The organism is Mesorhizobium sp. WSM2240 (genome assembly GCF_040438645.1).
In the GTDB taxonomy this organism is placed as follows: Bacteria; Pseudomonadota; Alphaproteobacteria; order Rhizobiales; family Rhizobiaceae; genus Allomesorhizobium.
This window is the reverse complement of sequence record NZ_CP159253.1, coordinates 13,190-38,496: the sequence shown is the minus strand read 5'-3', so window position 1 is coordinate 38,496 and position 25,307 is coordinate 13,190. Positions and strand designations below refer to the sequence as shown.

The window sequence follows — 25,307 nt, the reverse complement described above, 5'->3', positions numbered from 1 at the left end:
CTTCCCCGTCCACATTTTGCCTGCCTGCGCCGTCCCGTGACGCTGGGCGTGATTGACCCGATACATCCCTCTGACATAGGGTCCGCGCGATTTTAAACCACGTTAACGACAGCGCCCTTAACAGCGCGTGTAGCGGAGCAAATCATGTCCAAGCCCGATCTGGCCAGCCTCGAAAAGACCATCGAAAAGGCATTCGACGAGCGGGAGGCCATTTCGACGGAAACGCGCGGCGAAATCCGCGAAGCGATCGAGACCGCGCTCGATCTGCTCGACCGCGGCCAGGTGCGTGTCGCAGAGCGCAAGCCGGACGGCGAATGGCGGGTCAATCAATGGCTGAAGAAGGCGGTGCTCCTGTCCTTCAGAATCAACCCGATGGAGATCGTTAAAGGTGGTCCGGGCGACGCAGTCTGGTGGGACAAGGTGCCGTCGAAATTCTCGGGCTGGGGCGCGGTCGACTTCGAGAAGGCAGGCTTTCGCGCCGTGCCCTCGGCGGTGGTGCGCCGATCGGCCTATATCGCGCCAGGCGCGGTTCTGATGCCGTCGTTCGTCAATCTCGGAGCCTATGTCGATACGGGCACCATGGTCGACACCTGGGCCTCGGTCGGCTCCTGCGCCCAGATCGGCAAGAACGTGCATCTGTCCGGCGGCGTCGGCATCGGAGGCGTGCTGGAGCCGATGCAGGCCGGGCCGACCATCATCGAGGATAATTGCTTCATCGGCGCGCGTTCCGAAGTTGTCGAGGGCTGCATCGTGCGCGAGGGCTCGGTGCTCGGCATGGGCGTGTTCATCGGCAAGTCGACTAAGATCGTCGACCGCGCCACCGGCGAGATCAGCTATGGCGAGGTCCCGGCCAATTCGGTCGTGGTCGCCGGCTCGCTGCCGGGAAAACCCTTCCCGAACGGCCAGCCAGGTCCGGGCCTCTACTGCGCCGTTATCGTCAAGCGCGTGGACGCACAGACCCGTTCCAAGACCTCGATCAACGAGCTTTTGAGAGATTGATCTTTCGCGGAAACGGACGCACCTTCCGCGGGCGCGAAATTATGTCGCGTTTAATACAGGAGGGGGTGACGTGGATTGGAAATGGCTTCTCACCAGCTTTGACGGCCGCATAAACCGCGCCAAGTTCTGGGCCGGCATCGGCGTTCTCATAGTGCTCGGCATCGCGGCTACTGTGATCGATGTCTTGATTGGTTCGTCGATCGATATCGGCGGCGGCGCCCAGATGGGGATCGTCAGCCTTCTCGTTTCACTGGCTTCCGTCTATCTGGCGCTGGCGCTCTACGCCAAACGCTGGCATGACCGCGACAAATCGGGCTGGTGGTCGCTTATAGCCCTTGTGCCCTTCATCGGCGCAATCTGGATACTCGTCGAGCTAGGCATGCTCGAAGGCACCAGAGGCGCAAACCAATATGGACCGGACCCGCTTGCCTGACCGAGACCAGCTTTTCTGGCTTTTCTTCCGCTTCTCGGGCCGCGTCAGCCGCGCGGCCTATTTTCTTGCAGGCCTGCTACTTGCCGTCGTGCAAGTGTTCCTGCTCTACCGTTTCACGCTGGTACCGGAGGAAAGCGCGCAAGGGCAGTTCTGGGCCTTCGCGTTCTGGGCGGCAGTGTTGATCTCGATCTGGTCGAATCTTGCGCTCAGCGTCAAGCGTCTGCACGATCTCGACAAGCCCGGCATTATTGCCGTCACGCTGTTCATACCGGTCGTTTCCATAATTGCCTTTCTCGTGCTTTGCATCTTCCCAGGCACATCAGGCCCGAACCGCTACGGCGCGGCGACCAATCAGCCGAAATAGGCCAGTTCAGGACGAGCCGCGAAAACATGTCCTACCGCACGCTTGACCCGGTGCTCATCATAGGAACGGCCGAGCGGCTGGAGGAACGTATCGCCGACCGCTTTCCCAATTCGGGCCTGCGCAAGGTCGCGGCCGGACTGGTCCATTTGTCGCGCGACCTGGCCAAGGCAGCCAAAGAACTGGAGCGGCCGATCTGGTGGGTGCGCATCCTGATCGGCCTGGCCATCGCCGTCGGCGCTTCCGTCTTCCTCTTCGTAGGGACCTTCCTGTCCTTCGATCGTATCTCAACCGGCGCGTTCGACTTCGTGCAGGGAATCGAGGCCTCGCTAAACACGCTGCTGCTCGCCGGGCTCGGCTTTCTCGCTCTGGTTCGGGCGGAGGAGCGCATCAAGCGCAAGCGGGTATTTCGCGAGTTGCACGGGCTGCGCTCGCTCATCCATGTCATCGATATGCATCAATTGACCAAGGATCCGGCCACGCTGTCGGCCGACTTCACGCCGACCGAGCATTCGCCGGTTCGCGTCCTGGGGCCTGCGGATCTGGCCCGCTATCTCGACTACTGCTCGGAAATGCTGTCGATTTCGGGGAAGCTTGCCGCCCTCTTCGCGCAATCGGTCAATGACGAAGTGGTCGTCGATGCCGTGAACGATGTCGAGAGCCTAGGCTCAAACCTGTCGCGCAAGATCTGGCAGAAGATCATGATGATCGAGCAATCAGGCGTCAAGAAGGGCTGATGGTGCTTGGCCCTGACCTGGACCTCCAGCAATTCATCCGGGCGAATTTGCCCATCGTTCCGGTCCCCTCCGTCCCCGAAATCCGTCTTCACAGGGCCGGTCCGGCGAGCGGCCTGCACCGTCTCGCCGAGCTGGACGAGCATGGCTTCGGCTCCCCCTACTGGGCCTATTATTGGGGCGGAGGGCTGGCGCTCGCGCGACACATTCTCGATCGGCCCGAAATTGTAGCCGGACGACGCGTACTCGATCTTGGCGCCGGTTCAGGCATAGTCGGCATCGCCGCGGCGAAGGCCGGCGCGAGCGAGGTCATAGCGGCGGACATCGACGCCTACGCGGTGGCGGCTATCGGCCTGAACGCCGCGGCAAACGGTACGACTATCTCGCCGATCCTTGGCGACCTTACCACCGGCCCGCCGCCTCCCGTGGACATCGTGGCCGTCGGCGATCTGTTCTACGAGCGCGACCTTGCTGAACGCGTCACCGCTTTTCTCGATCGCTGCCTCATTGAGGGCGTCAACGTGCTCATCGGTGATCCGTGGCGGGCCTATCTGCCCCGCTCGCGGCTTCACTTGATTGCGGAATATCCGGTATCGGAGTTCGGCGAGACGGTGGGAGGCGCAACAAAGCCAAGCGCCGTGTTTTCGCTCGAGCCGCGAACCCTTAGCCCGGGATCGCCAACGCAAGGACACACTGCCGGCCCAGCCGCCGCTGCGTGACAGGGGCGGCAGTTTGCAGTATCCCGCTTGTCATGAAACTGCCCGCAGATCCCGCCGAAAATCTTGCAACCCTGATCCGCTGCCCGTCGGTCACACCGGCCGAGGGCGGAGCATTGTCGGCGCTTACCGCCATGCTGAAGCCGCTCGGCTTTTCCGTCGAGCGGCCGATCTTCTCGGAAAGCGGTACGGCCGACATCGAGAACCTCTACGCCAGGCTGTCGGGCAACGGCCCGCATCTGATGTTTGCCGGGCATACCGACGTGGTGCCGGCCGGCGACGATTCGGCCTGGACGCTGCCGCCTTTTTCCGGCGAAATCCGCAATGGCGAGATGTATGGCCGCGGCGCGGTCGACATGAAGGGCGGCATCGCCTGCTTCGTTGCCGCTCTTGCCCGGTATGTCGAAGCGCACGGCAACCCAAATGGCTCGGTTTCGCTACTGATCACCGGCGACGAGGAGGGCCCGGCCATCAATGGCACGACGAAACTGCTAGACTGGGCCGCGGCCAAGGGCGAAAAATGGGACGCCGCGATCGTCGGCGAGCCGACCAACCCGGATGCGCTTGGCGACATGATCAAGATCGGCAGGCGCGGCTCGCTTTCGGGCGAGGTCCTGGTGCACGGCAGGCAGGGTCACGTCGCCTATCCGCATCTGGCCGATAATCCGGTGCGCGGGCTGATGACGCTTGTCGACGCGCTGATCGAGCCGCCCTTCGACGCCGGCACCGCCAACTTCCAGCCGACCAACCTCGAAATCACCTCGATCGATGTCGGGAACCCGGCCACCAATGTCATTCCGGCCAAGGCTACCGCAACATTCAACATCCGCTTCAACGATACCTGGACGGCCGAAACCGTACAGGCCGAGATCCACAACCGCCTCGACGCCGCCAGCCGCCGCAAAAAGTACCGCAAGGGCCGCCGCGAGCCGATCGAGTACGAGCTTGTCTGGCGCGACCGGCCGAGCCACGTCTTCCTTACCCGCGACGAGAAGCTGATCGAGACGCTGAGCGGATCGGTCAAGGCCGTGACCGGCAGGTCGCCCGCGCTTTCCACCTCGGGCGGCACGTCCGACGCCCGCTTCATCAAGGATTTCTGCCCGGTCGTCGAGTTTGGCCTTGTGGGCAAGACCATGCACATGGTCGACGAACGCGTCGCCGTCGCCGACCTCGAAACACTGACACGGATTTATTCCCGCTTCATCGAAGACTGGTTCGGCTAGGGCGAAATGCCGAGCGCCGCCGAAATCCAGCGATATCTGACCGGCGCATGGCGGCTGATGACCGGCAAGCCCGACGGGTTGCTGCTGCTCGACATCTCGGCCGACGGCTTCTGGAACTCGTTCTTTGCCATCGTCGTCGCACTGCCGGCGCTTTTCGTCGGCTGGATCGGCGTCGCCAATGAAATCGCGGACGAGCCGCTGACGGGCGGGCGGCTATCGATCCTGCTGCGGCTGGCCGCTATCGACCTCAGCGCCTGGATCCTGCCGCTCATCGCACTGGCAATCGCAGCGCCGCTTGCCGGCATCGGCGCCCGCTTCGTCCATTACGTCGTCGCCAGCAATTGGGGCTCGGCTCTTATCATCTGGCTGATGCTGCCGGCCGCCCTGCTCAGGCTGATTTCGCCGTCCTCATCCGATTTGGCGGCGCTGCTGTCGATCGGCCTGTTCGGCCTTTCCATGGTGCTGACATGGCGGCTAACCAATGTGGTGATCGGCAGAGGGCCGGCAATAGGCACGGCGGTCTTCGCCGGCATGTTCATCGCCTCGCTGGCCGTGCTGTTCCTGCTCCAGGCAGCGCTGGGAATTCAGGTCCCCGGGTAACGCACACCGGTCAGGTAAAGCCCCTCAGGCGGAGCGACCGCCCCGCAGGCAGCGCGGTTCTTCGCTTCAAGCGCGGTCTTGACGTCGGCCGGTGTCCAACCGCCCTCGCCGACGCGCTTCAGCGAGCCGACCATGGACCGCACCTGGTTGTGCAGGAAGGATCTCGCGGCGGCATGGATCTCGATCAGCTCGCCGGAGCGCCTGACGTCGAGCCGCTCTAATGTCCGCACCGGGCTGCTTGCCTGGCACTGCACGGAGCGGAAGGTGGTGAAATCGTGGCGGCCAACCAGCATCAGCGCCGCTTCCTGCATCGCTTCGACGTCGAGTTGCTTCGGCACCCACCAGGCCCTGTTCTTCTCCAGCGCCGCCGGCGCGCGCCGGTTGATGATGCGGTAGAGATATTCCCTGCCGGTCGCGGAGAAGCGCGCGTCGAAATCGTCAGGAACAGGTTTCGCGGCCAGCACCGCCACGGCGTCGCCGGCCATCTGCAGATGCGCGTTGATGGCGTCGCGCACGGTGTCTGCCGGCCATTTCTTGGTCAGGTCAGCATGTGCAACCTGGCCCGTGGCGTGAACGCCGGCGTCGGTTCGGCCGGCGCCGCGCAGCGCGATCTCGTCGCCGCAGAAGCCTTTGATCGCCTGCTCGATCGCCGCCTGCACCGAATGCGGCCCATCCTGCCGCTGCCACCCGGCATAGGTGCTTCCGTCGTACTCGATATCGAGGCGGTAGCGCGGCACTGGCTACTAGGCAGCCAAAGCAGACCCGAAGGCCGATGCATAGACCAGGCTTCCGGAGTCCGGCGCAGCCTCGTCCCAGGCCAGCGCCTGCAGCGCCTCGCACTGGTATTCGCTTTCGAACTTCGCGGCGCGCTCATGCGAATAGCCGAAGCGGCTGTAATAGGCGGGGTCGCCCAGTACCACCGACAGCTTTTCGCCAGCGGCTTTCAACCTGAGATGCGCTTCGCGGATCAGCGCGCCGCCAATGCCTGCGCCATGGAAAGCAGGTTCGACGGCAAGCGGCGCAAGCGCTACCGCCGGAAAATTCTTGCCGCCCTTCAAAACGAAGAGCCGCGAAAACAGGATATGTCCGACCACCTGGCCGTCATCTTCCGCCACCAGTTCGATGATCGCGTCGCCCTCACTGACCAAAGCGTCGACCAATCCGGCCTCCATCTTCTGGCCGAAAGCGTGCTCTTCGACGAGGCGGATTGCATCGCGATCCCTCGGCGTTGCGGTTCTGATCGACATCATACTCATGCGAGTTTCATTCCTTTTATTGTTTTTGCGCCGCGCAGGAATTGCTCGGCGGTGACGGGCTTGCCGCCCGCGCGTTGAAGTTCAAGCAGCCGTACCGCTCCCTCCCCACAGCCGACGGTAAGCCGCTCGTCGAGAATTTCGCCCGGTTCGCCTTGCCCATCGGCGAGCGTCGAGCGCAGTAATTTCAGCCGTTCGGCCTTGCCGGTTATCTCCATTTCGCACCACGCCCCGGGAAAGGGCGAAAGGCCGCGAATATGGTTGTGGATCTGCTGGTTTGCCAGCGTCCAGTTGATGCGCGTTTCCGCTTTATCGATCTTGCGCGCATAAGTCACGCCTTCGGCCGCCTGCGGCCGCAGCGTCAACTCGCCCTTTTCCAGCGCGGACATTGCAGCAGGCATCAGTTCGGCGCCGATTGTCATCAGGCGGTCGTGCAACTCGCCGGCGGTCATGTCCGGCGCGATCGACACGCGTTCGGCCAGGGCGACCGGGCCGGTATCCAGCCCCTCGTCCATTTTCATGATCATCATGCCGGTCTCGCGGTCGCCGGCCATGATGGCGCGCTGGATAGGCGCAGCGCCTCGCCAGCGCGGCAGCAGCGAGGCATGGCCGTTCCAGCAGCCAAGCCTCGTGCCTTCCAGAATGGTTTTCGGCAGCAGCAGACCGTAGGCGACGACCACCGCCACGTCCGCTTGAAGCGCGGCAAATTCCGTCTGCTCCGCTTCACCTTTGAGCGACACCGGCGTGCGAACCGCAGGCCCCAGTCTTTCGGCCTCGCGCTGCACCGGCGATGGTGTCAGGTCGAGCCCGCGGCGGCCGGCCGGCCGCGGCGGCTGGGTGTAGACCGCCGCGATCTCGTGGCCGGCTCCGGCAAGCGCCCGAAGCGTCGGCACGGAAAAATCCGGCGTTCCCATGAAGATAATGCGAAGCGGCATATGGTCCCGTTCGGCGGCGCGGCGCGATGCGCCTGTTTTACATGCCTGCTTCAAACGGGTTTACGAGTTTCAGGTCAAGTCCTTCGAAATCGCGCACCTTGCGTTGGCGATAGCAAATGAAACGCGCGCCAGCAGCCCGCGCCCAGTATCGGGCGTCAGAAGCTCAAGTCTCGCGCCAAATAGCGCAGCGATCTCCTCCACGATCGGCAGGCCGAGGCCAGCGCCGGGTTTGATGCCGCCATTGCCGCGCGCAAAGCGCTGCCGCACCGTTTCCATCTGGCCGGGCGGAATGCCCGGCCCATTGTCCTCCACCTCCAGCACGACCGCGTCTTCCACCACAACACGCACGGTGACCTCGGCTCCGTTGCCGGCATAGGCGATCGCATTCTCGATGAGGTTCCCGACCAGTTCGGCCAGCAGCAGCGGTTCGCCTCGGATCATAGCCGGCTCCACTCCCTCGAAGCCGAGATCGATGCCGGCCGCCCGCGCAGTAACGATGCGGTCGGCGGTGCAGCCTTGCGCAAGCCGGGTGAGATCAATCGGGACCAGATGCTTCAGCCGTTCGGAAGCCGTCTCGTCGATCTTGGCCAGCAGGAGCAGTTGCGCCAGCACTCGCTCGGCATGGGCGACGGCTTCGTCGCCAGTCATGGCCGCCACACGCGCCTCGTCCAGCGAACCCGCCCGCGCCGACAGCGCAAGCTGCGTCCTGATGATGGTCAGCGGGGTGCGCAACTGATGGCTTGCATTGCCGGTGAAATGCCGCAGCGCCTCTATGGCTGCGCTCAGCCGGCCCATAAAGGAATTGACGGCTTCGACCAGCCCCTTCACCTCGTTTGGCGCCGGCTGCTCGATCGGATGCAGATCGCCCGGATTGCGCTCCGCGATTGCGTCGCGCAGCCGATAGAGCGGTCGGAGCGAGGCCGTCACCGCGAACCAGACGATGATCGCCGCTCCGAGGATCAGGATCGCCAGCCGAACCGCCGACCGCAACAGGATCGTGTTGGCAAGCTGGCTGCGTGCGATGGTGGTTTCAGCGACCGTTACGACGAACGGTACTGAACTCACCCCCGTTGAGGCCGATCGCGCCAGCGCCGCCAGCCGGATGGGATCGCCTCGGAAAGACGCATCCGCGAAAGACGGATTTCCCCGCACCTCTCCCGAGATCGTCGGCAGATTCTCATAGCCGGTGATGAAAGTGCCGGGCGGCCCGTCGACGCGGTAGAAAACCCGATCCTGCGCCGCCGAGGTCAGCATTTCGAGTGCGACATAAGGGATATCAACCTCCAGGCTGCCATCCTCGGCAACGACGACGCGTTCAGCGATGGCGAGCGCGGAGCCGGCGAGCACCCGATCGGAAACCGCATCGGCAGTGCGCACCGCCTCCCGATAGGTATCGAGCAGCGCGATCAGGCCGATCGCCACGAGCGGCACAAGCAGCCAGACGAGCAGCCTGCGGCGCAGCGAATAGCCGGCGGTCACGAGGCTTGGGTCTTTTCGAGATAATAGCCGATGCCGCGCGCGGTGCGGACGGTCAGGCCATGTGGCGCCAGCCTCTTGCGCAGCCGGCTGACGTACTGCTCGATTGCATTGGCGCTCAGATCCTCGTCGAAGCCGGCAAGCGATTCGATGATCGACTGCTTCGCCACCACCTTGCCGGCGCGCATGAACAGCGTCTCCAGCAGGCTGATTTCGCGAGCCGGTATGTCGATGGCGACACCAGCCGCCGAGAAGGTGCGCGAGTTGAGGTCGAGCGAGACCTCGCCGAACGATACCGTCGCGGACTTCTGGCCGGCTTGCCGCCTGAGCAGCGCGCGCACCCGCGCTTCAAGTTCCCCAACGTCGAACGGCTTGGCCATATAATCGTCGGCGCCGAGATTGAGCCCCTTGACCCGGTCGTCCGACGCGCCGCGGGCCGACAGGATGAGCACGCTGGCGTCGTGCTGGCGCGCCCGCATGATGCGCAGCACCTCCAGCCCGTCATGCTCCGGCAGATTGAGGTCGAGGATGACGAGATCGAAGCGCTCCGTCGCCAAAACCGCGATCGCCGACGCCCCGTCGCCGACAATATCGACCGCATAGCCGCTGCCTTTCAGCACAGCGGCCAGGCCGTTTGCCAGCGTGGCATTGTCTTCGACGACCAATATGCGCAAGGGCCCCCCTATCGCGCATCATCCTAGAACCGCAGCCCGAACTTGTGAACACTGCCGGCATGCGGCATGGTCGGCTGACTATGCGGCTTCACGCTCTCATCGTATTTCTGCTAGTCGGCCCCGGTCCCGCATATGCGGATGTCGCGCGGTTTCCCGCCGTCAATGGCGACCCTGAAGCGCGCACGCTTACTGTCTATTCATCGCTAGACGCACCGCTGGCGGAGGCGATGATCAAAGGCTTCCAGCGAGCCAATCCGGCGATCGCGGTGCGCTATGAAGACCTGCTGACCGTCGACATCTACGACCGCATCGTCGCCGAAACCGATGGCCAAGGCGAAACGGCCGACATTGCGTTCTCCTCGGCCATGGACCTGCAGGTCAAGCTCGCCAACGACGGCTATGCCCAGCGGAGCGATCTGCCGATGAGCGCTCGCTGGCCGCGCTGGGCCAACTGGCGCAACACCGCCTATGCGCTGACCTTTGAACCGGCAGTGTTTGTTTATCACAAGCCAAGCTTCAGGCACGCCGCGCCACCGGCGACGCGGCGTCAGTTCGTGGATTTCCTGGAAGCCCAGGGCGACGCGGTCTTCGGCCGCATTGCCACCTACGACATAGAACGCTCTGGCGTCGGCTTCATGTTCATGTCGCGCGATCAGGAGCAGTTCGACGACATCTGGTCGGTAATCGGGGCGATGGGCGCTGCCGGCGTCAAACTCTATTCGACCAGTTCCGCGATTCTCGAGCGCATTGCCGACGGCCGGTTTGTCCTGGGCTACAACATACTCGGCTCCTACGCAGCCGACTGGGCGTCACGCGATCCGGATGTCGGCATCGTGCTGCCCAGGGACTACACCGTTGTCATGTCGCGGATCGGGCTGGTTCCGGCTGCGGCGCGGTCTCCCGATCTCGGCCGCAAATATCTCGAATATTTTATGTCGGCGGAAGGCCAGGCGGTAATGGCTCGGGAGTTGCAGATCGCCGCCGTCAATCCCGACGTTTCGGGCGAGAACACGGCAAACACCATGCAGGCCAATCTCGGCGCGCAATTGCGCCCGGTGCCGGTCAGTCCCGGGCTGATGGTTTATCTCGACCAGGTCAAGCGCACCCGGCTGATCAAGCGCTGGAACGACGCCTTGCGGGGTAAGTAGCGACCTGACAAGATGCTGGCGAGGTGTCAGCCTGATGACAGGTTGGTGTGGTGATGTGATGCCCGGTCGGTTGCCGGAGGCGACCAGACCTTGAGAAGTTTGGGAGGACTTCAAGCTCTTTTCCTCGACGCATCGTCTGGCTTCGCAAGCCAGCGCGGGGCGGTACGAGGCTTCCAAACCGGAAGCGAGGAGCGTCGGCGCTTGCCGTGCACTCCGGCGCGATAGCCACAATGACGCTGTCTCTTCGAAGGCAGGCGAACAGAAGGAGGAAACTCAGTGAAACATTTCGTACTCGCGTCCGTGCTCGGCGCTTTTCTAGCGCTGCCGGCTCATGCGGCCGACTATAAGATCATGGCGCCGGCGGCTCCCGGCGGCGGTTGGGACCAGACTGCGCGCGCCATGCAGACAGCGCTACAGGACGAGAATATCTCCGGCAACGTGCAGGTGATCAACGTCCCCGGCGCAGGCGGCACGATCGGGCTTGCCCAGTTCGTCAACCAGGCCAGTGGCGACCCGTCGCAACTGATCGTCGGCGGTTACGTCATGGTCGGCGCGATCCTAACCAACGCCTCTCCGGTGACCCTCGAACAGGTAACGCCGATCGCCCGCCTGACCGGCGAATACGAAGCTATCGTGGTTCCGGCGGCGTCCGACATCCAGGACATGGCCGGGCTGGTAGAAAAGCTGAAGGCCGATCCCGGCGCGGTGTCGTGGGGCGGTGGTTCGGCTGGCGGCACCGACCACATCACGGCTGGGCTGATCGCCAAAGCTGTCGGCGTAGACCCGACCAAGGTCAACTACATCGCCTTCTCCGGCGGCGGCGAAGCGCTTGCGGCCATTCTCGGCGGCCAGGTTACGGTCGGCATTTCTGGCTACGGCGAATTCGCCTCGCAGATCGAGGCCGGCGCGCTACGCATCATCGGCATTTCGAGCGACGAGAGGGTTGAAGGCATCGACGCACCGACCTTCAAGGAGAGCGGCGTCGACGTGTCGATCCAGAACTGGCGCATGGTCGCGGCCGCTCCCGGCATCACGGACGAGCAGAAGGCCGCCATCAACGCCGATATAGAGAAGATGGTGATGTCGGAATCCTGGAAGAAAATTCTCGCCGACAAGGGTTGGGCGAACACCTATCTCGCCGGTGACGAGTTCAAGGCCCAGCTTGCCAAGGACATCGAAGCGACTTCGGCCATCCTGAAAGACATCGGCCTGGTCAAATGAGCCTGGGCGGAGAGCCACGTCAGGAGCGCCGCCCGGATCGGGCGGCGCTTGTCATCGCCGCCATCTTGGCCGTAGTCGCGGCCGTGGTGGCCTGGAGCACCGCCACCACGGGCGGCGCGGCTACCTACGCGCGCGTCGGCCCAACGACTTTTCCGTATGTGATCGCAGTCGGCCTGTTCGTGCTCGCTGTCTGCACGGCATACGAGGCGATACGCGGCGATTTTCCTGAGCGTGAGGAGCAGAACCTGCCGCCCATGCTCTGGATCGTCGGAGGTTTGGCCGCGCAGATGCTGCTCCTGAAAACGGTCGGCTTCTCCATCGCCACCGGCCTGCTTTTTGCCGCCACCGCGCGTGGTTTTGGCAAGGGTCCGCTGTGGATGACGGTTCCGCTCGGCATTGTCCTTGCCTTGGCGATCTGGCTCGTCTTCGCAAAAGGCCTGCAGCTTGCTCTGCCCGCCGGTCCCCTTGAGCGCATTTTTTAGGCGAGGTTGGACGAAGGCATGGATACTTTCGGTCTGCTCGCGCAAGGTCTGCTCGTCGCTCTCGAGCCCATCAATCTGTTTTACGCACTGGTCGGCGTGACGCTTGGCACCGCAGTCGGCGTGTTGCCGGGCATCGGGCCTGCGCTCACCGTGGCGCTGCTGCTCCCCGTCACCTACAAGCTGGATCCGGCGGGTTCGCTGATCATGTTCGCCGGCATCTATTACGGCGGCATGTATGGCGGTTCGACGACGTCGATCCTCCTTAATACTCCGGGCGAAAGCGCTTCGATCGTCACTGCGCTCGAAGGCAACAAAATGGCCAGGGCGGGACGTGGTGGGCCAGCACTTGCGACGGCGGCGATTGGATCCTTTATCGCCGGGCTCATTGCCACGCTCGGCCTGGCTTTCATCGCGCCCTGGATCGTCAGCATCGCGCTGTCGTTCGGGCCGGCTGAATATTTCGCGCTGATGGTGCTTGCCTTCATGACCGTCTCGGCGGCTTTCGGCGATTCGGCGCTGCGTGGACTTACGGCGCTGGCTATTGGTCTGACGCTGGGACTGATCGGCATCGACCTCCAGACCGGACAGGCCCGGCTGGCGTTCGGAATTCCCGACCTTTTGGACGGCATCGAGGTGACGACGCTGGCAGTCGCGTTGTTTGCGGTCGGAGAAGCATTGAGCGTGGCGGCTACCAAGAGTGCCCGCGAACAGAAGATTGAACCGGTGAAAGGCTCGGTGTGGATGAACCGCGAGGACTGGGCGCGTTCATGGAAGCCTTGGCTGCGCGGCACCGCTATCGGCTTTCCAATCGGGGCGATGCCGGCTGGCGGCGCTGAAATCGGCACCTTCCTTTCCTATTCGATGGAAAAGCAGCTTACCGCTAAGCCTGAGGAATTTGGCCATGGCGCCATTGAGGGCGTCGCTGGGCCGGAGGCGGCAAACAATGCGTCTGCCGCCGGCACGCTAGTGCCGTTGCTGACGCTCGGCTTGCCGACAACCGCGACGGCGGCAATCATGCTTGCGGGGTTCCAGCAATTCGGCCTGCAGCCGGGGCCGCTGCTCTTTGCAAATAGTCCGCAGCTTGTCTGGGGCCTGATCGCCAGTCTGCTGGTCGCAAACTTCATGCTTGTGGTGCTGAATTTGCCGCTGATAGGGCTGTGGGTCAGGTTGCTGTCTATCCCGACTCATTGGCTTTACGCCGGAATCCTGATGTTCGCCACGCTCGGCACGATCGGAGCCAACCCGTCGAGCTTCGAACTCGGCATGCTGCTGGTGTTCGGTCTTATGGGATATGGGCTGAGGCGCTTCGGCTATCCGATCGCGCCGGTGGTCGTCGGGCTGATACTCGGCCCGATGGCCGAACAGCAATTGCGCCGCGCGCTTGCGATCAGCCAAGGCGACCTGACCGTTCTCGTCGCTTCCCCAATCGCCATCGTCCTGCTTGCCCTGGCCGCAACCGCCGTCATCCTGCCGATGATCCTGCGGGCGCGTGGAAAGGGCAAGGTTCTGTCGCAACTGGCCGGCGATGAGGATTGATACCTTCCGCGGCCCGCGGATTGGGCCGCTCGGATAAGTTTAGAAGCGGCTGATCCGGCGGAACTGCTCGGGATCGATCCCGAGACCGCGAAGATCGCCCGCTGCGGGCTGGCGGCCGTGCGAGACCGCGGATGCGGCCGCAATGGCGTTGCCGAAGACGGTGAACAGTTCACCCAGTCGCGCGCGCTGTTGACGGTATGACATGCTGTGTTCCTTTCGCATTGTGCGATGCAGCATAGATAGGCGCTTGCCGGACGGTTTGTCAGGCCGGCGACTGCAACGCAGTCATGCGGCAGGCGCATTGGTGCATCGCTTGAGGGTTTCTCCGTCGAGATCGTCTGGCGGTATCCGTCAACTCTTGCAAATGACTCCCGATGGGACTATATCGGCATCAAATTCTTGGTCGGTATGACGGAGAGTGGGTCCACCCGGTCCCGCTCTTTTTTGTTACCTGGACCGCCCGGAGACGGTATGAGCGAAACCACAGGCGAAGGCATCGGCGACGACCGCATCATCCGCGAGAGCGGCATCGATGCGCGCGTGGCGTCGATCATCCAGCCGGTGCTGCGCGCCATCGGCTTCCGCCTGGTGCGCGTGCGCCTGTCCGGCCAGAACGGCCTGACCCTGCAGATCATGGCCGAACGCGAGGACGGCACCATGACCGTCGAGGATTGCGAGGAGGTCAGCCGCGCGGTGTCGCCGGCGCTCGATGTCGACGATCCGATCGACAAGGCCTATCATCTAGAAGTGTCGTCGCCGGGCATCGACCGTCCGCTGGTCCGCAAATCCGATTTCGCCGCGTGGACCGGCCATCTCGTCAAGATGGAGACATCGATCCTGGTCGCCGATCGCAAGCGCTTTCGCGGCAAGATCGCGTCGGCCGACGAGAATGGGGTCCTCATCGAGCGCGACCAGGCGGCCTATGGCGAGGAACCGAGCGTCCGCGTGCCGTTCGAGGCGATCGCCGAGGCGCGGTTGATCCTGACCGACGATCTCATCCGCGACGCGTTGTCGAAGGACAACAAGGCGCGCAAGGAAGCCAGGAAACGTCGCGGCGAACCCGATGACGACCAGGAAGAACAGAACGAAACCGAAGATTGATTGAGCAGCCGCGCGGAAAAGATCCGCCGGCATTGTTCCGGGAGACGAAAATGGTAGTCAGTGCGAACAGGCTTGAACTGCTGCAGATCGCCGATGCGGTCGCGCGTGAGAAGTCTATCGACAAATCGATAGTGATCGCGGCCATGGCCGATGCGATCCAGAAGGCCGCACGCTCGCGCTACGGCCAGGAAACCAATATCCGCGCAGACATCAACCCGAATACCGGCGAGATGAAGCTGCAGCGGCTGATGGAAGTCGTTGAAAACGTCGAAGACTACGCCACGCAGATCGCGCTGTCCTCGGCGCGCGAGCGCAATCCCGACGCGCAGGTCGGCGACTTCATCGCCGAGCAGCTGCCACCGATGGATTTCGGCCGTATCGCCGCCCAGTCGGCCAAGCAGGTCATCGTGCAGAAGGTTCGCGAGGCCGAGCGCGACCGCCAGTATGACGAGTACAAGGACCGCATCGGCGAGATCCTCAATGGTACCGTCAAGCGCGTCGAATACGGCAACGTCATCGTCGATCTCGGCCGCGGCGAGGCGATTATCCGCCGCGACGAATTGATCCCCCGCGAAAACTATAAATATGGCGATCGTGTCCGCGCCTATGTGTACGACGTACGCCGCGAACAGCGCGGTCCGCAGATCTTCCTGTCGCGCACCCATCCGCAGTTCATGGCGAAGCTCTTCACCATGGAAGTGCCGGAAATCTATGACGGCATCATCGAGATCAAGTCGGTCGCCCGCGATCCGGGTTCGCGCGCCAAGATCGCCGTGATATCGCGCGATTCGTCAATCGACCCGGTCGGCGCCTGCGTCGGCATGCGCGGCTCGCGCGTCCAGGCGGTTGTGGCCGAGCTGCAGGGCGAAAAGATCGACATTATTCCGTGGTCGCCTTCGGCCGCCTCCTTCATCGTCAATGCGCTGCAGCCGGCCGAGGTCGCCAAGGTCGTCCTCGACGAGGACGCCGAGCGCATCGAGGTGGTGGTGCCGGACGACCAGCTTTCGCTGGCCATCGGCCGCCGCGGCCAGAATGTGCGCCTGGCTTCGCAACTGACCGGCTGGGACATCGACATTCTGACCGAGCAGGAGGAGTCCGAACGCCGCCAGAAGGAATTCGTCGAGCGTTCGACGCTGTTCATGGAAGCGCTGGACGTCGACGAAATGGTCGGCCAGGTACTGGCCTCCGAAGGTTTTACCAGCGTCGAGGAAGTGGCCTTCGTCGACCAGGACGAGATTGCCTCGATCGATGGCTTCGACGAAGACACGGCAACCGAAATCCAGGCGCGCGCCAAGGACTATCTCGCCAAGATCGAAGCGGAGCATGACGAAAAGCGCCGCGCTCTGGGCGTTCTGGACGAGTTGCGCGAAATCCCCGGCATCACCACCGCCATGATGGTGACGCTCGGCGAGGACGGCGTGAAGTCGATCGAGGATTTCGCCGGCTACGCTGTCGACGATCTGGTCGGTTGGAAGGAGCGCAAGGACGGCGAGACCAAGTTCTTCCCCGGCGTTCTGGCCAATCACTCGATTTCCAGGGCGGACGCTGAGCAGATGGTGATGGCAGCTCGCCTCAAGGCCGGCTGGATTACCGAAGAGGAAGCGGCCGGCGAAGAAGAAGCGGCCGATCTTGCCGCCGGTGAGTGAGGTGAACGCGCATCGCACACGAGCCGCCCTTGGACGAGATGAACGATCGCACCTGCATCGTCACGCGCAACAGCGCCGATCCGGATGAGCTGATCCGTTTCGTCGTCGGGCCGGACGGCGCCGTCGTTCCCGATCTGAAAAGAAACCTGCCCGGCCGCGGTTGCTGGGTCACGGGCGAGCGCCTACATATAGAGAAGGCCGCGGCCAAGAACCTGTTTTCCCGAGCCTTCAGGAAAGAGGTGGCCGTTCCGCCGGATCTTGGAGCGACGATCGACACGTTGCTCGCCAAATCGGCGCTCGGCGCACTTGGTCTGGCGCGCAAGGCCGGCGGCGTCGCATTGGGAGCGACAAAGGTCGAGAGCGTTGTGCGCAGCGGCGAAGCCCTGCTCGTGCTGCATGCCGAAGAGGCGTCGCCGGACGGATTGCGCAAGATCACTCAGGCCAGGCGGGCGACCGCCTATGCCGGCGGACCCCATATCCATGCCTATAAACTTTTTTCGGAAGCCGATTTGAGTTTGGCATTGGGGGGTACAAATGTGATACATGCTGCCGTTCTCGCGCAAGACGCGGGAAAAGCGGTGCTGAAGCGCATGGTTGCGCTTGACCGATACCGGGGCGGATCCCCGGATGACCGGGCAATGTTTGCGGCAATTGCTGACGAAGATGAAGCCGCAGAGGATATGGAATGAGCGATACGAAAACCGGTGACGACAACACGCTGAGCGTCAACACCAAAAAGACCCTGACGCTGAAGCGGCCCGGCCTGGAGCAAGGCACTGTGCGCCAGAATTTCTCGCACGGGCGCACCAAGTCCGTCGTTGTCGAAACCAAGAAGCGCAAATTCTCGATGCCCGGCGACAAGCCGGACGCGGCGGCCTCGGTGTTCAAGCCGAAGCCTGCGGCGCCCGCGGCTGCTGCTCCGGCCGTACAGCAAGAAGCGCCGAAGGCACCACCGGTCGAGCGTCCGCACATCGTCCTGAACGAGCTTTCCACCAGCGAGATGGAAGCGCGCCGCCGCGCCCTCGAAGGGTCGAAGGCGCGCGAGATCGAGGATCGCCAGCGCGCCATCGAGGAAGCCAAGCGCCGCCTCGAAGAGGAAGAGCAGCGCAAGCGCGAGCGTGAAGCCTCCGCCCGCCGCCAGGCGGAAGAGGAAGCGCGCCTGCAGGCCGAAGCCGAATCGCGCCGCCGCGCCGAAGAGGAAGCGCGCCGCCGGGCGCCGCAAGCCGACCTGGCGCTCGACGACGAGCCAGAGGCCAAGAGCAAGAGCCCGGCGCTCGCCCGCGGCGCGCCAATCAAGCGCATCGTCACGCCGGAAGTGGCGCGTCCCGCCAAGGCCAAGGGCGAGGAAGATCGTCGCCGTGGCAAGCTGACGCTCAGCACGGCGACTTCGGATGGCGATGGGCGTGCCCGCTCGCTTTCGTCGATGCGTCGCCGCCAGGAGAAGTTCAAGCGCGCCATGCATCAGGAGCCGCGCGAGAAGATCGTGCGCGAAGTGGTGCTGCCCGAAACCATCACCATCCAGGAACTCGCACAGCGCATGTCCGAGCGCGCGGTCGATGTCGTCAAATATTTCATGAAGCAGGGCCAGATATTGAAGCCTGGCGACGTGATCGATGCCGACACCGCCGAGCTGATCGCCTCCGAATTCGGCCATACGGTTCGACGCGTTGCCGAGTCGGATATCGAAGGCGGCCTGTTCGATGTCGAAGACAAGCCCGAGGACCTGAAGCCGCGTTCGCCGGTCGTCACCATTATGGGCCATGTCGACCACGGCAAGACCTCGCTGCTCGACGCCATCCGCAACGCCAATGTCGTTTCGGGCGAAGCCGGCGGCATCACTCAGCATATCGGCGCCTATCAGGTCGAGAAGAACGGCCAGAAGATCACCTTCATCGATACGCCCGGCCACGCCGCCTTCACGGCAATGCGCGCCCGCGGCGCGCAGGCCACCGACATCGCCATTCTGGTGGTCGCTGCCGATGACAGCGTGATGCCGCAAACCGTGGAGTCGATCAGCCATGCCAAGGCTGCCGGCGTCCCGATCATCGTCGCGATCAACAAGATCGACAAACCGCAGGCCGATCCCCAGAAGATCCGGGCCGACCTGCTGCGCCATGAAGTGTTCGTGGAATCGATGGGCGGCGAAGTGCTGGACGTGGAGGTTTCGGCCACCAAGGGCACCAATCTCGACAAGCTGCTCGAGGCGGTCCTGCTGCAGGCGGAGCTTCTCGACCTGAAGGCCAATCCTGACCGTACCGCCGAGGGCGTCGTTATCGAGGCCAAACTCGATAAGGGCCGTGGCCCGGTCGCCACCGTTCTGGTGCAGACCGGCACGCTCTTGGTCGGCGACATCGTGGTTGCCGGCAGCGAGTGGGGCCGCGTTCGCGCGCTGGTCACCGACCGCGGCGAGCATCTCGAAGAAGCCTTGCCGGCGACGCCGGTCGAAATCCTCGGCATCCAGGGCACGCCCCAGGCCGGCGACCGTTTCGCAGTCGTCAACAATGAGGCGCGCGCCCGCGAGATCACCGAATATCGCCAGCGTCTGGCGCGCGACAAGGCAGTGGCCAAGCATGTCGGCCAGCGCGGCTCGCTCGAGCAGATGATGTCGCAGTTGCAGTCGAGCGGCCTCAAGGAGTTCCCGCTCGTCATCAAGGGCGACGTGCAAGGCTCGGTCGAAGCTATCGTTGCAGCGCTCGACAAGCTTGGCACCGACGAGGTGCGGGCGCGCATCGTTCACGCCGGCGCCGGCGCGATCACCGAAAGCGACATCTCGCTCGCCGAGACGTCGGGAGCGGCGGTCATCGGCTTCAACGTCCGCGCCAACCCGCAGGCCCGCCAGGCGGCAGAAGCCGCCGGCATCGAGATCCGCTACTACAACATCATCTACAATCTCGTGGATGACGTGAAGCAGGCGATGTCGGGCCTTCTCTCGCCGGAGCGTCGCGAGACCTTCATCGGCAATGCGGAAATCCTCGAGATTTTCGACATCACCAGGGTCGGCAAGATCGCCGGCTGTCGCGTCACCGAAGGGAAGGTCGAGCGCGGTGCAGGCGTCCGCCTGATCCGCGACAACGTTGTCATCCACGAGGGCACGTTGAAGACACTGAAGCGGTTCAAGGACGAAGTATCGGAAGTCCCGGCCGGCCAGGAATGCGGCATGGCCTTCCAGAACTACGAGGACATGCGCCCCGGCGATGTCATCGAGTGCTTCCGCGTCGAGATGGTGACCCGCACGCTTTAGCCGCTTTGTAACCGGCACAATAGAGACGGCGGCAGGTGCCGCCGTTGTTCGTAACGATCAGAGATGGAACGCGGTCCTACACCCGTTCCATGTCTTTTGGATTTATACGATGCCCCGACCCCAGTCCTCAGGCCCCTCCCAGCGCATGCTTCGCGTCGGCGAGCAGGTGCGCCATGCCCTCTCAGACCTGATCCAGCGCGGCGAGGTTCGCGACGACGTGATCGAGGGGGCGGTGATCTCGATTTCCGAGGTCCGCATGTCGCCCGACCTCAAGATCGCGACCGCGTTCGTCTCGCCGCTGGGCGCGAAAGACGACGCCGCGGTGATCGAGGCGCTGAACCGGAATGCCAAGTTCATTCGCGGCCGCGTCTCATCGGCGCTCCGACAGATGAAGTACATGCCCGAGTTCCGCTTCCGCCGCGACACCAGCTACGACAATTTCGCGAAGATCGACGAGCTTCTGCGCTCGCCCGAAGTGGTGCGCGACCTGGACAAGGACGACGAGGAATAAATGGCGCGCCGCGGCAAGAAAAAGGGCCGGCCGGTCTCCGGCTGGCTGATCCTCGACAAGCCGGTCGGCATGGGCTCGACCGACGCCGTCGGCAAGATCAAATGGCTGTTCCAGGCCGAGAAGGCCGGCCATGCCGGCACGCTCGACCCGCTAGCCTCGGGCATGCTGCCGATCGCGCTCGGCGAGGCGACCAAGACCGTGCCCTACGTGATGGACGGCGCCAAGGTCTATCGCTTCACCGTCGCCTGGGGCGAGGAGCGCTCGACCGACGATCTCGAGGGCCCGGTGACAAAAACTTCCGACAAGCGTCCGAGCGAGGCCGAGATCCTGGCGCTGCTGCCGAAATATACCGGCGTCATCATGCAGACGCCGCCGCAGTTCTCGGCCATAAAAATCGGCGGTGAGCGCGCCTATGACCTCGCCCGTGAGGGCGAAAGCGTAGATATTCCGCCGCGCGAGATCGAGATCGGTCGTCTCGACCTGGTCGAGACGACCGCGGATGGCCGCTCCGTCTTCGAGACCGAATGCGGCAAAGGCACCTATGTGCGCTCGCTGGCCCGCGACATTGGCCGCGATCTCGGCTGCTACGGCCACATCGCCGAGTTGCGCCGGGTCGAGGTCGAGCCGTTCACGGCGGAAGACTTTGTCACGCTGGAAATGCTCGAAGCCGCAGCGCCGCCAAAACCCGATCCGGATCAGCCGGCCGCCGCGCTCGGCAACTGGAACGACCGCTTCGCCGCGCTCGACTCCTTTCTGGTCGACACCGGCGCCGCGCTGGAATGCCTGCCGCAGATCGCGGTCACAGATGACGCGGCGGCGAAAATCCGGCTCGGCAATCCTGTCATCATCCGCGGCCGTGACGCCCCGGTCGAGGCGGAGGAGGCCTGTGCAACGGTTCGAGGTCGGCTGGTCGCGATCGGTGCGGTCGAAGCCGGCATGTTCAAGCCGAAGCGGGTTTTTGCCGGCTGATCGATCCCGCCGCCCGCCAGTCGAAATGGCTCTGAACCGACCGCCAGACCGAGATTCTTTGCCGGTTTGGATTCGCTCTGGCTTTCGGCTCGATTTTGCACTATATGCGCCGCAGCATTGGGCGAGACGCGCAATGTACACCGGCCCCTGCTGGACGACATCCCGGCTGAGGGCGACCCGTTTCCTCAAATTCGAAAGGAAAAGCACGATGTCGATTACTGCTGAACGCAAGAAGGAATTGATGACGGAATTTGCGACCGCCCCAGGCGATACCGGTTCGCCGGAAGTCCAGGTGGCCATTCTTTCCGAGCGCATCAAGAACCTGACCGAACACTTCAAGGACCACAAGAAGGACAATCACTCCCGTCGTGGTCTGCTCGCTCTCGTTTCGCAGCGCCGCCGTCTGCTCGACTATTTGAAGTCGCGCGAAGAAAGCCGCTACCAGACGCTGATCGAGAAACTCGGTCTGCGCCGCTAAGACTTCCGGCCGGCGGACTTCATCGAGGTCCGCCGTTCGCTTATCCGGGCAGCCGTCAAAGGCTTCCCGACAGGACATGGTCCCGGGGATCGTGTCCGAACTGGTTCCGACTACGGCACAGGGCTGCATCGGAACCACCTCATGAGACGGTCATGGGGCAGGATTGCAGGATGCCTGGGGCGTTGATCCGACGCCGACTATCCAGACACCCCGTTGTCTTGCCCGTGGCTCGTCTGAAACAAGCCAGGAGAAGGACGCCGCGAGAGGTTCGCGGCCCTTTCCGCATTACGTAAGGACAAGATATGTTCAATCATCACAAGGTAGAGATCGAATGGGCGGGCCGTCCGCTCATTCTGGAAACCGGCAAGATCGCCCGTCAGGCCGACGGCGCCGTTCTCGCCACCTACGGCGAAACCATCGTGCTGGCCACCGTCGTTTCGGCGAAAGAGCCCAAGCCGGGCTTCGACTTCTTCCCGCTGACAGTCAACTACCAGGAAAAGACCTACGCTGCCGGCAAGATCCCGGGCGGCTACTTCAAGCGTGAAGGCCGTCCGAGCGAGAAGGAAACGCTGGTTTCCCGTCTCATCGACCGCCCGATCCGTCCGCTCTTCGCCGAGGGCTATAAGAACGACACGCAGGTCGTCGTGACCGTCATCCAGCACGACCTCGAAAACGATCCGGACATCCTGTCGATCGTCGCCACCTCAGCGGCGCTGACGCTTTCGGGCGTGCCCTTCATGGGCCCGATCGGCGGCGCCCGCGTCGGCTACATCAACGGCGAGTATGTTCTGAACCCGCATATCGACGAGATGGAAGAATCGAAGCTCGACCTCATCGTTGCAGGCACCGGCGAAGCCGTGTTGATGGTCGAATCGGAAGCCAAGGAGCTCCCCGAGGACGTCATGCTCGGCGCCGTCATGTTCGGCCACAGGGGTTTCCAGCCGGTCATTGACGCGATCATCAAGCTCGCCGAAGTCGCCGCCAAGGACCCGCGCGATTTCACACCGCCGAGCTACTCCGATCTCGAGACCGAGATGCTGGCGCTGATCGAAGGCGACCTGCGCGAAGCCTACAAGATCACACACAAGCAGACCCGCTACGCGGCCGTCGACGCCGCCAAGGCCAAGGTCAAGGCTGCATTCGCTCCGGCCGAGGGCGAGGAAGCAAAGTACTCTTCCGAGCAGGTCGCGACCGTGTTCAAGGATCTCCAGGCCAAGATTGTGCGCTGGAACATTCTCGACACCGGTTCGCGCATCGATGGCCGCGACCTGAAGACCGTTCGCCAGATCGTCTCGGAAGTCGGCATCCTGCCGCGCACCCACGGTTCCGCGCTGTTCACCCGCGGCGAGACCCAGGCGATCGTTGTGGCCACGCTGGGCACCGGCGAGGACGAGCAGTATGTCGACTCGCTGACGGGCATGTACAAGGAGAAGTTCCTCCTTCACTACAACTTCCCGCCCTATTCGGTCGGCGAGACCGGCCGCATGGGTTCGCCCGGCCGCCGCGAAATCGGCCACGGCAAGCTCGCCTGGCGCGCCATCCGTCCGATGCTGCCCGCTGCCGACGCCTTCCCCTACACGCTTCGCGTCGTCTCGGAGATCACTGAATCCAACGGTTCGTCGTCGATGGCCACCGTCTGCGGCACCTCGCTGGCGCTGATGGATGCCGGCGTGCCGCTGGGCAAGCCGGTTGCCGGCATCGCCATGGGCCTGATCAAGGAGGGCGAGCGCTTCGCCGTCCTTTCCGACATTCTCGGCGACGAGGATCACCTCGGCGACATGGACTTCAAGGTGGCCGGCACGCAGGGCGGCATCACCGCACTGCAGATGGACATCAAGATCGAAGGCATCACCGAGGAGATCATGAAGGTCGCACTCGCCCAGGCGCAGGAAGGCCGCGTGCACATTCTCGGCGAAATGTCCAAGGCGATTGCTGAAGGCCGTTCGGAGCTCGGCGAGTTCGCGCCGCGCATCGAGGTCATGAACATCCCGACCGACAAGATTCGCGACGTGATTGGCTCGGGCGGCAAAGTCATCCGCGAGATCGTCGAGAAGACCGGCGCCAAGATAAACATCGAGGACGACGGCACGATCAAGATCGCTTCGTCGAACGCCAAGGAGATCGAGGCGGCGAAGAAATGGATCCACACCATCGTCGCAGAGCCGGAAGTCGGCGAAATCTATGAAGGCACGGTCGTCAAGACCGCCGACTTCGGCGCTTTCGTGAACTTCTTCGGCCCGAAGGACGGCCTGGTCCACATCTCGCAGCTTGCCAACGACCGTGTCGCCAAGACGTCGGACGTCGTCAAGGAAGGCGATAAAGTCTTCGTCAAGCTCATGGGCTTCGATGAGCGCGGCAAGGTTCGCCTGTCGATGAAGGTCGTCGACCAGGAGACCGGCAAGGAAATCGTGCGCGAGAAGAAGGCCGAGGGCGAAGAAACCGCCGCCTGATAGGCTCGCGCATTTGACTATAACGGGCGTGGCGCAAGCTGCGCCCGTTTTGTTTGTGGTCCGCCTTTTTCTCAGCAGCCAATTTAGGCCCAGCTTCCATCATGCCTCACGACGCGCTGAAGACCTTGTTCCACCCGTTCGAAGCCGAGTCGCTTGCCGCGCCCGGCGAAGACCAGCGCGTTCTCTTCCTCGGCGCCGAACCCGGCTTCCGGCTTCCGGAAGGATTTGACGCCGATCTTTCGCTCGTTCAAGGCTTCCGACCCTGGTTCCGGGTGCTGGCGGGCCGCTATAAAACCGCGCCGCAGCCGGAGGGAGAAAATTTCGACGCGGCGCTGGTCCTGTGCGGACGGCATCGCGGCCAGAACGAGCTTCGTATCGCCGAGGCGCTCCGCCGCGTCAGAGCGGGCGCGCTGATCTTGGTCGCCGGCGGCAAGGATGACGGCATAGCGAGCCTGCGCAAGCGTGTGGAGGGACTGCTCGATCTTGAGGGCCAGATGCCGAAGCATCATGGCGTCGCCTTCTGGTTCCGGCGTCCGGGCGATGTCTCGCAGGCGGTGGCTGCACTGTGCACAGGCAATGGCGAGACCCTGATCGAAGGCCGTTTCGTCGCGGCGCCCGGCATGTTCTCGTCGGACCGCATTGACGCCGGATCGAAGCTTCTGGCTGACAATCTGCCCGAGAAGATTTCCGGCGCGGTCGCGGATTTCTGCGCCGGCTGGGGCTTTCTTGCGGCGGAACTGGCGCAGCGCTACCCAAAAATTTCGGCGCTTGACCTCTACGAGGCGGATTTCGCGTCACTGGAAGCCGCCAAGCGTAATCTCGCTGGGGCCGGGTCGGTCGAGCCGCGCTTCTTCTGGCACGATCTGCTGGCCGAAGAGGTTCCCCGCCGCTACGATTTCATCGTCATGAACCCGCCCTTTCACCAGAAGCGAGAGGCGGAGCCCGACATAGGCCAGAGGATGATCCGGACGGCCAGCGTCGCCCTGAAGCCCGGCGGCCGGCTGCTGATGGTCGCGAACCGCCAGCTTCCCTACGAGAAGACGCTCGCCGAGGTCTTCTCCAGTCATTTCGAGGTCGCGCGCGACGGCGTGTTCAAGGTTCTGGCGGCGAAGCGCTGAGC

Annotated in this window: 26 protein-coding genes; 20 read left to right on the top strand and 6 right to left on the bottom strand. The window is 63.5% G+C overall.

Going from position 1 to position 25,307, the window contains the following annotated elements; genetic code table 11:
• Positions 1–144: 144 nt before the first annotated feature.
• The 7 genes from dapD to ABVK50_RS00175 all read left to right on the top strand — a co-directional run bounded on the left by dapD (position 145) and on the right by ABVK50_RS00175 (position 5,066).
• Complete coding sequence (dapD, locus tag ABVK50_RS00205) at positions 145–999, top strand: 2,3,4,5-tetrahydropyridine-2,6-dicarboxylate N-succinyltransferase (protein ID WP_353643365.1); 855 nt, start codon at positions 145–147, stop codon at positions 997–999.
• Between the two features lie 70 nt (positions 1,000–1,069).
• Positions 1,070–1,432, top strand: coding sequence for a DUF805 domain-containing protein (locus ABVK50_RS00200; protein WP_353643366.1), 363 nt, complete (start codon positions 1,070–1,072; stop codon positions 1,430–1,432).
• On the top strand, positions 1,410–1,796 hold the full coding sequence (locus ABVK50_RS00195; RefSeq protein WP_353643367.1) for a DUF805 domain-containing protein: 387 nt from the start codon (positions 1,410–1,412) through the stop codon (positions 1,794–1,796). The genes ABVK50_RS00200 and ABVK50_RS00195 overlap by 23 nt, the downstream gene beginning before the upstream one ends.
• Before the next feature lie 26 nt (positions 1,797–1,822).
• On the top strand, positions 1,823–2,530 hold the full coding sequence (locus ABVK50_RS00190) for a hypothetical protein (RefSeq protein ID WP_353643368.1): 708 nt from the start codon (positions 1,823–1,825) through the stop codon (positions 2,528–2,530).
• A complete protein-coding gene (locus ABVK50_RS00185) occupies positions 2,530–3,246 on the top strand; it encodes a methyltransferase (protein ID WP_353643369.1) in 717 nt (238 codons plus the stop codon). Before ABVK50_RS00190 ends, ABVK50_RS00185 begins: the two co-directional genes overlap by 1 nt.
• Positions 3,247–3,278: 32 nt before the next feature.
• Complete coding sequence (dapE, locus tag ABVK50_RS00180; protein ID WP_353643370.1) at positions 3,279–4,466, top strand: succinyl-diaminopimelate desuccinylase; 1,188 nt, start codon at positions 3,279–3,281, stop codon at positions 4,464–4,466.
• A 6-nt stretch (positions 4,467–4,472) separates the two neighbouring features.
• Positions 4,473–5,066 (top strand): transporter, encoded by a 594-nt coding sequence (locus ABVK50_RS00175; RefSeq protein ID WP_353643371.1) that lies wholly within the window; start codon positions 4,473–4,475, stop codon positions 5,064–5,066.
• Here ABVK50_RS00175 and truA read toward each other — a convergent pair.
• The 5 genes from truA to ABVK50_RS00150 form a co-directional block, all read right to left on the bottom strand.
• A complete protein-coding gene (gene truA, locus ABVK50_RS00170; RefSeq protein WP_353643372.1) occupies positions 5,051–5,803 on the bottom strand; it encodes a tRNA pseudouridine(38-40) synthase TruA in 753 nt (250 codons plus the stop codon). The two genes, ABVK50_RS00175 and truA, sit on opposite strands and share 16 nt — an antisense overlap.
• 6 nt (positions 5,804–5,809) lie before the next feature.
• Positions 5,810–6,322 carry an N-acetyltransferase gene (locus ABVK50_RS00165; RefSeq protein WP_353643373.1) on the bottom strand — a complete coding sequence of 171 codons (513 nt, stop codon included), beginning with the start codon at positions 6,320–6,322 and terminating at the stop codon, positions 5,810–5,812.
• Entirely contained in the window at positions 6,319–7,254 is a 936-nt protein-coding gene (gene fmt / locus ABVK50_RS00160; protein WP_353643374.1) for a methionyl-tRNA formyltransferase, read from the bottom strand. Before fmt ends, ABVK50_RS00165 begins: the two co-directional genes overlap by 4 nt.
• Positions 7,255–7,323: 69 nt before the next feature.
• Entirely contained in the window at positions 7,324–8,733 is a 1,410-nt protein-coding gene (locus ABVK50_RS00155) for a sensor histidine kinase N-terminal domain-containing protein (RefSeq protein WP_353643375.1), read from the bottom strand.
• Entirely contained in the window at positions 8,730–9,404 is a 675-nt protein-coding gene (locus tag ABVK50_RS00150; protein WP_008834084.1) for a response regulator transcription factor, read from the bottom strand. Before ABVK50_RS00150 ends, ABVK50_RS00155 begins: the two co-directional genes overlap by 4 nt.
• Before the next feature lie 80 nt (positions 9,405–9,484).
• On the opposite strand from ABVK50_RS00150, the gene ABVK50_RS00145 reads away from it, so the two are divergent.
• The 4 genes from ABVK50_RS00145 to ABVK50_RS00130 all read left to right on the top strand — a co-directional run bounded on the left by ABVK50_RS00145 (position 9,485) and on the right by ABVK50_RS00130 (position 13,791).
• Positions 9,485–10,552 carry an ABC transporter substrate-binding protein gene (locus ABVK50_RS00145; RefSeq protein WP_353646063.1) on the top strand — a complete coding sequence of 356 codons (1,068 nt, stop codon included), beginning with the start codon at positions 9,485–9,487 and terminating at the stop codon, positions 10,550–10,552.
• Between the two features lie 276 nt (positions 10,553–10,828).
• Positions 10,829–11,773 (top strand): tripartite tricarboxylate transporter substrate binding protein, encoded by a 945-nt coding sequence (locus ABVK50_RS00140; RefSeq protein WP_353643376.1) that lies wholly within the window; start codon positions 10,829–10,831, stop codon positions 11,771–11,773.
• Positions 11,770–12,255, top strand: a complete 486-nt coding sequence (locus ABVK50_RS00135) for a tripartite tricarboxylate transporter TctB family protein (protein WP_353643377.1) — start codon at positions 11,770–11,772, stop codon at positions 12,253–12,255. The genes ABVK50_RS00140 and ABVK50_RS00135 overlap by 4 nt, the downstream gene beginning before the upstream one ends.
• Before the next feature lie 18 nt (positions 12,256–12,273).
• Positions 12,274–13,791: a tripartite tricarboxylate transporter permease gene (locus ABVK50_RS00130; RefSeq protein ID WP_353643378.1), complete on the top strand. Its 1,518-nt coding sequence runs from the start codon at positions 12,274–12,276 to the stop codon at positions 13,789–13,791.
• Between the two features lie 39 nt (positions 13,792–13,830).
• Here the strand turns inward: ABVK50_RS00130 and ABVK50_RS00125 are convergent, their stop codons facing one another.
• The gene (locus ABVK50_RS00125) at positions 13,831–13,995 is read right to left on the bottom strand and encodes a hypothetical protein (RefSeq protein WP_353643379.1); all 165 of its coding nucleotides are present in this window, start codon (positions 13,993–13,995) and stop codon (positions 13,831–13,833) included.
• Positions 13,996–14,262: 267 nt separating this feature from the next.
• On the opposite strand from ABVK50_RS00125, the gene rimP reads away from it, so the two are divergent.
• The 9 genes from rimP to ABVK50_RS00080 all read left to right on the top strand — a co-directional run bounded on the left by rimP (position 14,263) and on the right by ABVK50_RS00080 (position 25,305).
• Entirely contained in the window at positions 14,263–14,892 is a 630-nt protein-coding gene (gene rimP / locus ABVK50_RS00120; RefSeq protein ID WP_353643380.1) for a ribosome maturation factor RimP, read from the top strand.
• 50 nt (positions 14,893–14,942) lie between these two features.
• Positions 14,943–16,538, top strand: coding sequence for a transcription termination factor NusA (gene nusA / locus ABVK50_RS00115; RefSeq protein ID WP_353643381.1), 1,596 nt, complete (start codon positions 14,943–14,945; stop codon positions 16,536–16,538).
• A gap of 38 nt (positions 16,539–16,576) precedes the next feature.
• A complete protein-coding gene (locus ABVK50_RS00110; RefSeq protein WP_353646064.1) occupies positions 16,577–17,227 on the top strand; it encodes an RNA-binding protein in 651 nt (216 codons plus the stop codon).
• On the top strand, positions 17,224–19,779 hold the full coding sequence (gene infB, locus ABVK50_RS00105) for a translation initiation factor IF-2 (RefSeq protein WP_353643382.1): 2,556 nt from the start codon (positions 17,224–17,226) through the stop codon (positions 19,777–19,779). Before ABVK50_RS00110 ends, infB begins: the two co-directional genes overlap by 4 nt.
• Positions 19,780–19,888: 109 nt before the next feature.
• Entirely contained in the window at positions 19,889–20,290 is a 402-nt protein-coding gene (gene rbfA / locus ABVK50_RS00100) for a 30S ribosome-binding factor RbfA (RefSeq protein WP_353643383.1), read from the top strand.
• Positions 20,291–21,259, top strand: a complete 969-nt coding sequence (gene truB / locus ABVK50_RS00095; protein WP_353643384.1) for a tRNA pseudouridine(55) synthase TruB — start codon at positions 20,291–20,293, stop codon at positions 21,257–21,259.
• Positions 21,260–21,392: 133 nt separating this feature from the next.
• Entirely contained in the window at positions 21,393–21,737 is a 345-nt protein-coding gene (rpsO, locus tag ABVK50_RS00090; RefSeq protein ID WP_353643385.1) for a 30S ribosomal protein S15, read from the top strand.
• 302 nt (positions 21,738–22,039) lie between these two features.
• Positions 22,040–24,187, top strand: a complete 2,148-nt coding sequence (gene pnp / locus ABVK50_RS00085) for a polyribonucleotide nucleotidyltransferase (RefSeq protein ID WP_353643386.1) — start codon at positions 22,040–22,042, stop codon at positions 24,185–24,187.
• A 101-nt stretch (positions 24,188–24,288) separates the two neighbouring features.
• Positions 24,289–25,305 carry a class I SAM-dependent methyltransferase gene (locus ABVK50_RS00080; RefSeq protein ID WP_353643387.1) on the top strand — a complete coding sequence of 339 codons (1,017 nt, stop codon included), beginning with the start codon at positions 24,289–24,291 and terminating at the stop codon, positions 25,303–25,305.
• The last annotated feature ends 2 nt before the right edge of the window (positions 25,306–25,307 follow it).

Coding starts and splice junctions, on each gene's coding strand:
- dapD (WP_353643365.1), top strand. CDS start 145: ATGTCCAAGCCCGATCTGGCCAGCCTCGAAAAGACCATCGAAAAGGCA.
- ABVK50_RS00195 (WP_353643367.1), top strand. CDS start 1,410: ATGGACCGGACCCGCTTGCCTGACCGAGACCAGCTTTTCTGGCTTTTC.
- ABVK50_RS00190 (WP_353643368.1), top strand. CDS start 1,823: ATGTCCTACCGCACGCTTGACCCGGTGCTCATCATAGGAACGGCCGAG.
- ABVK50_RS00185 (WP_353643369.1), top strand. CDS start 2,530: ATGGTGCTTGGCCCTGACCTGGACCTCCAGCAATTCATCCGGGCGAAT.
- dapE (WP_353643370.1), top strand. CDS start 3,279: ATGAAACTGCCCGCAGATCCCGCCGAAAATCTTGCAACCCTGATCCGC.
- ABVK50_RS00175 (WP_353643371.1), top strand. CDS start 4,473: ATGCCGAGCGCCGCCGAAATCCAGCGATATCTGACCGGCGCATGGCGG.
- ABVK50_RS00165 (WP_353643373.1), bottom strand. CDS start 6,322: ATGAGTATGATGTCGATCAGAACCGCAACGCCGAGGGATCGCGATGCA.
- fmt (WP_353643374.1), bottom strand. CDS start 7,254: ATGCCGCTTCGCATTATCTTCATGGGAACGCCGGATTTTTCCGTGCCG.
- ABVK50_RS00145 (WP_353646063.1), top strand. CDS start 9,485: ATGCGGCTTCACGCTCTCATCGTATTTCTGCTAGTCGGCCCCGGTCCC.
- ABVK50_RS00135 (WP_353643377.1), top strand. CDS start 11,770: ATGAGCCTGGGCGGAGAGCCACGTCAGGAGCGCCGCCCGGATCGGGCG.
- ABVK50_RS00130 (WP_353643378.1), top strand. CDS start 12,274: ATGGATACTTTCGGTCTGCTCGCGCAAGGTCTGCTCGTCGCTCTCGAG.
- ABVK50_RS00125 (WP_353643379.1), bottom strand. CDS start 13,995: ATGTCATACCGTCAACAGCGCGCGCGACTGGGTGAACTGTTCACCGTC.
- rimP (WP_353643380.1), top strand. CDS start 14,263: ATGAGCGAAACCACAGGCGAAGGCATCGGCGACGACCGCATCATCCGC.
- nusA (WP_353643381.1), top strand. CDS start 14,943: ATGGTAGTCAGTGCGAACAGGCTTGAACTGCTGCAGATCGCCGATGCG.
- ABVK50_RS00110 (WP_353646064.1), top strand. CDS start 16,577: ATGAACGATCGCACCTGCATCGTCACGCGCAACAGCGCCGATCCGGAT.
- infB (WP_353643382.1), top strand. CDS start 17,224: ATGAGCGATACGAAAACCGGTGACGACAACACGCTGAGCGTCAACACC.
- rbfA (WP_353643383.1), top strand. CDS start 19,889: ATGCCCCGACCCCAGTCCTCAGGCCCCTCCCAGCGCATGCTTCGCGTC.
- truB (WP_353643384.1), top strand. CDS start 20,291: ATGGCGCGCCGCGGCAAGAAAAAGGGCCGGCCGGTCTCCGGCTGGCTG.
- rpsO (WP_353643385.1), top strand. CDS start 21,393: ATGTACACCGGCCCCTGCTGGACGACATCCCGGCTGAGGGCGACCCGT.
- pnp (WP_353643386.1), top strand. CDS start 22,040: ATGTTCAATCATCACAAGGTAGAGATCGAATGGGCGGGCCGTCCGCTC.
- ABVK50_RS00080 (WP_353643387.1), top strand. CDS start 24,289: ATGCCTCACGACGCGCTGAAGACCTTGTTCCACCCGTTCGAAGCCGAG.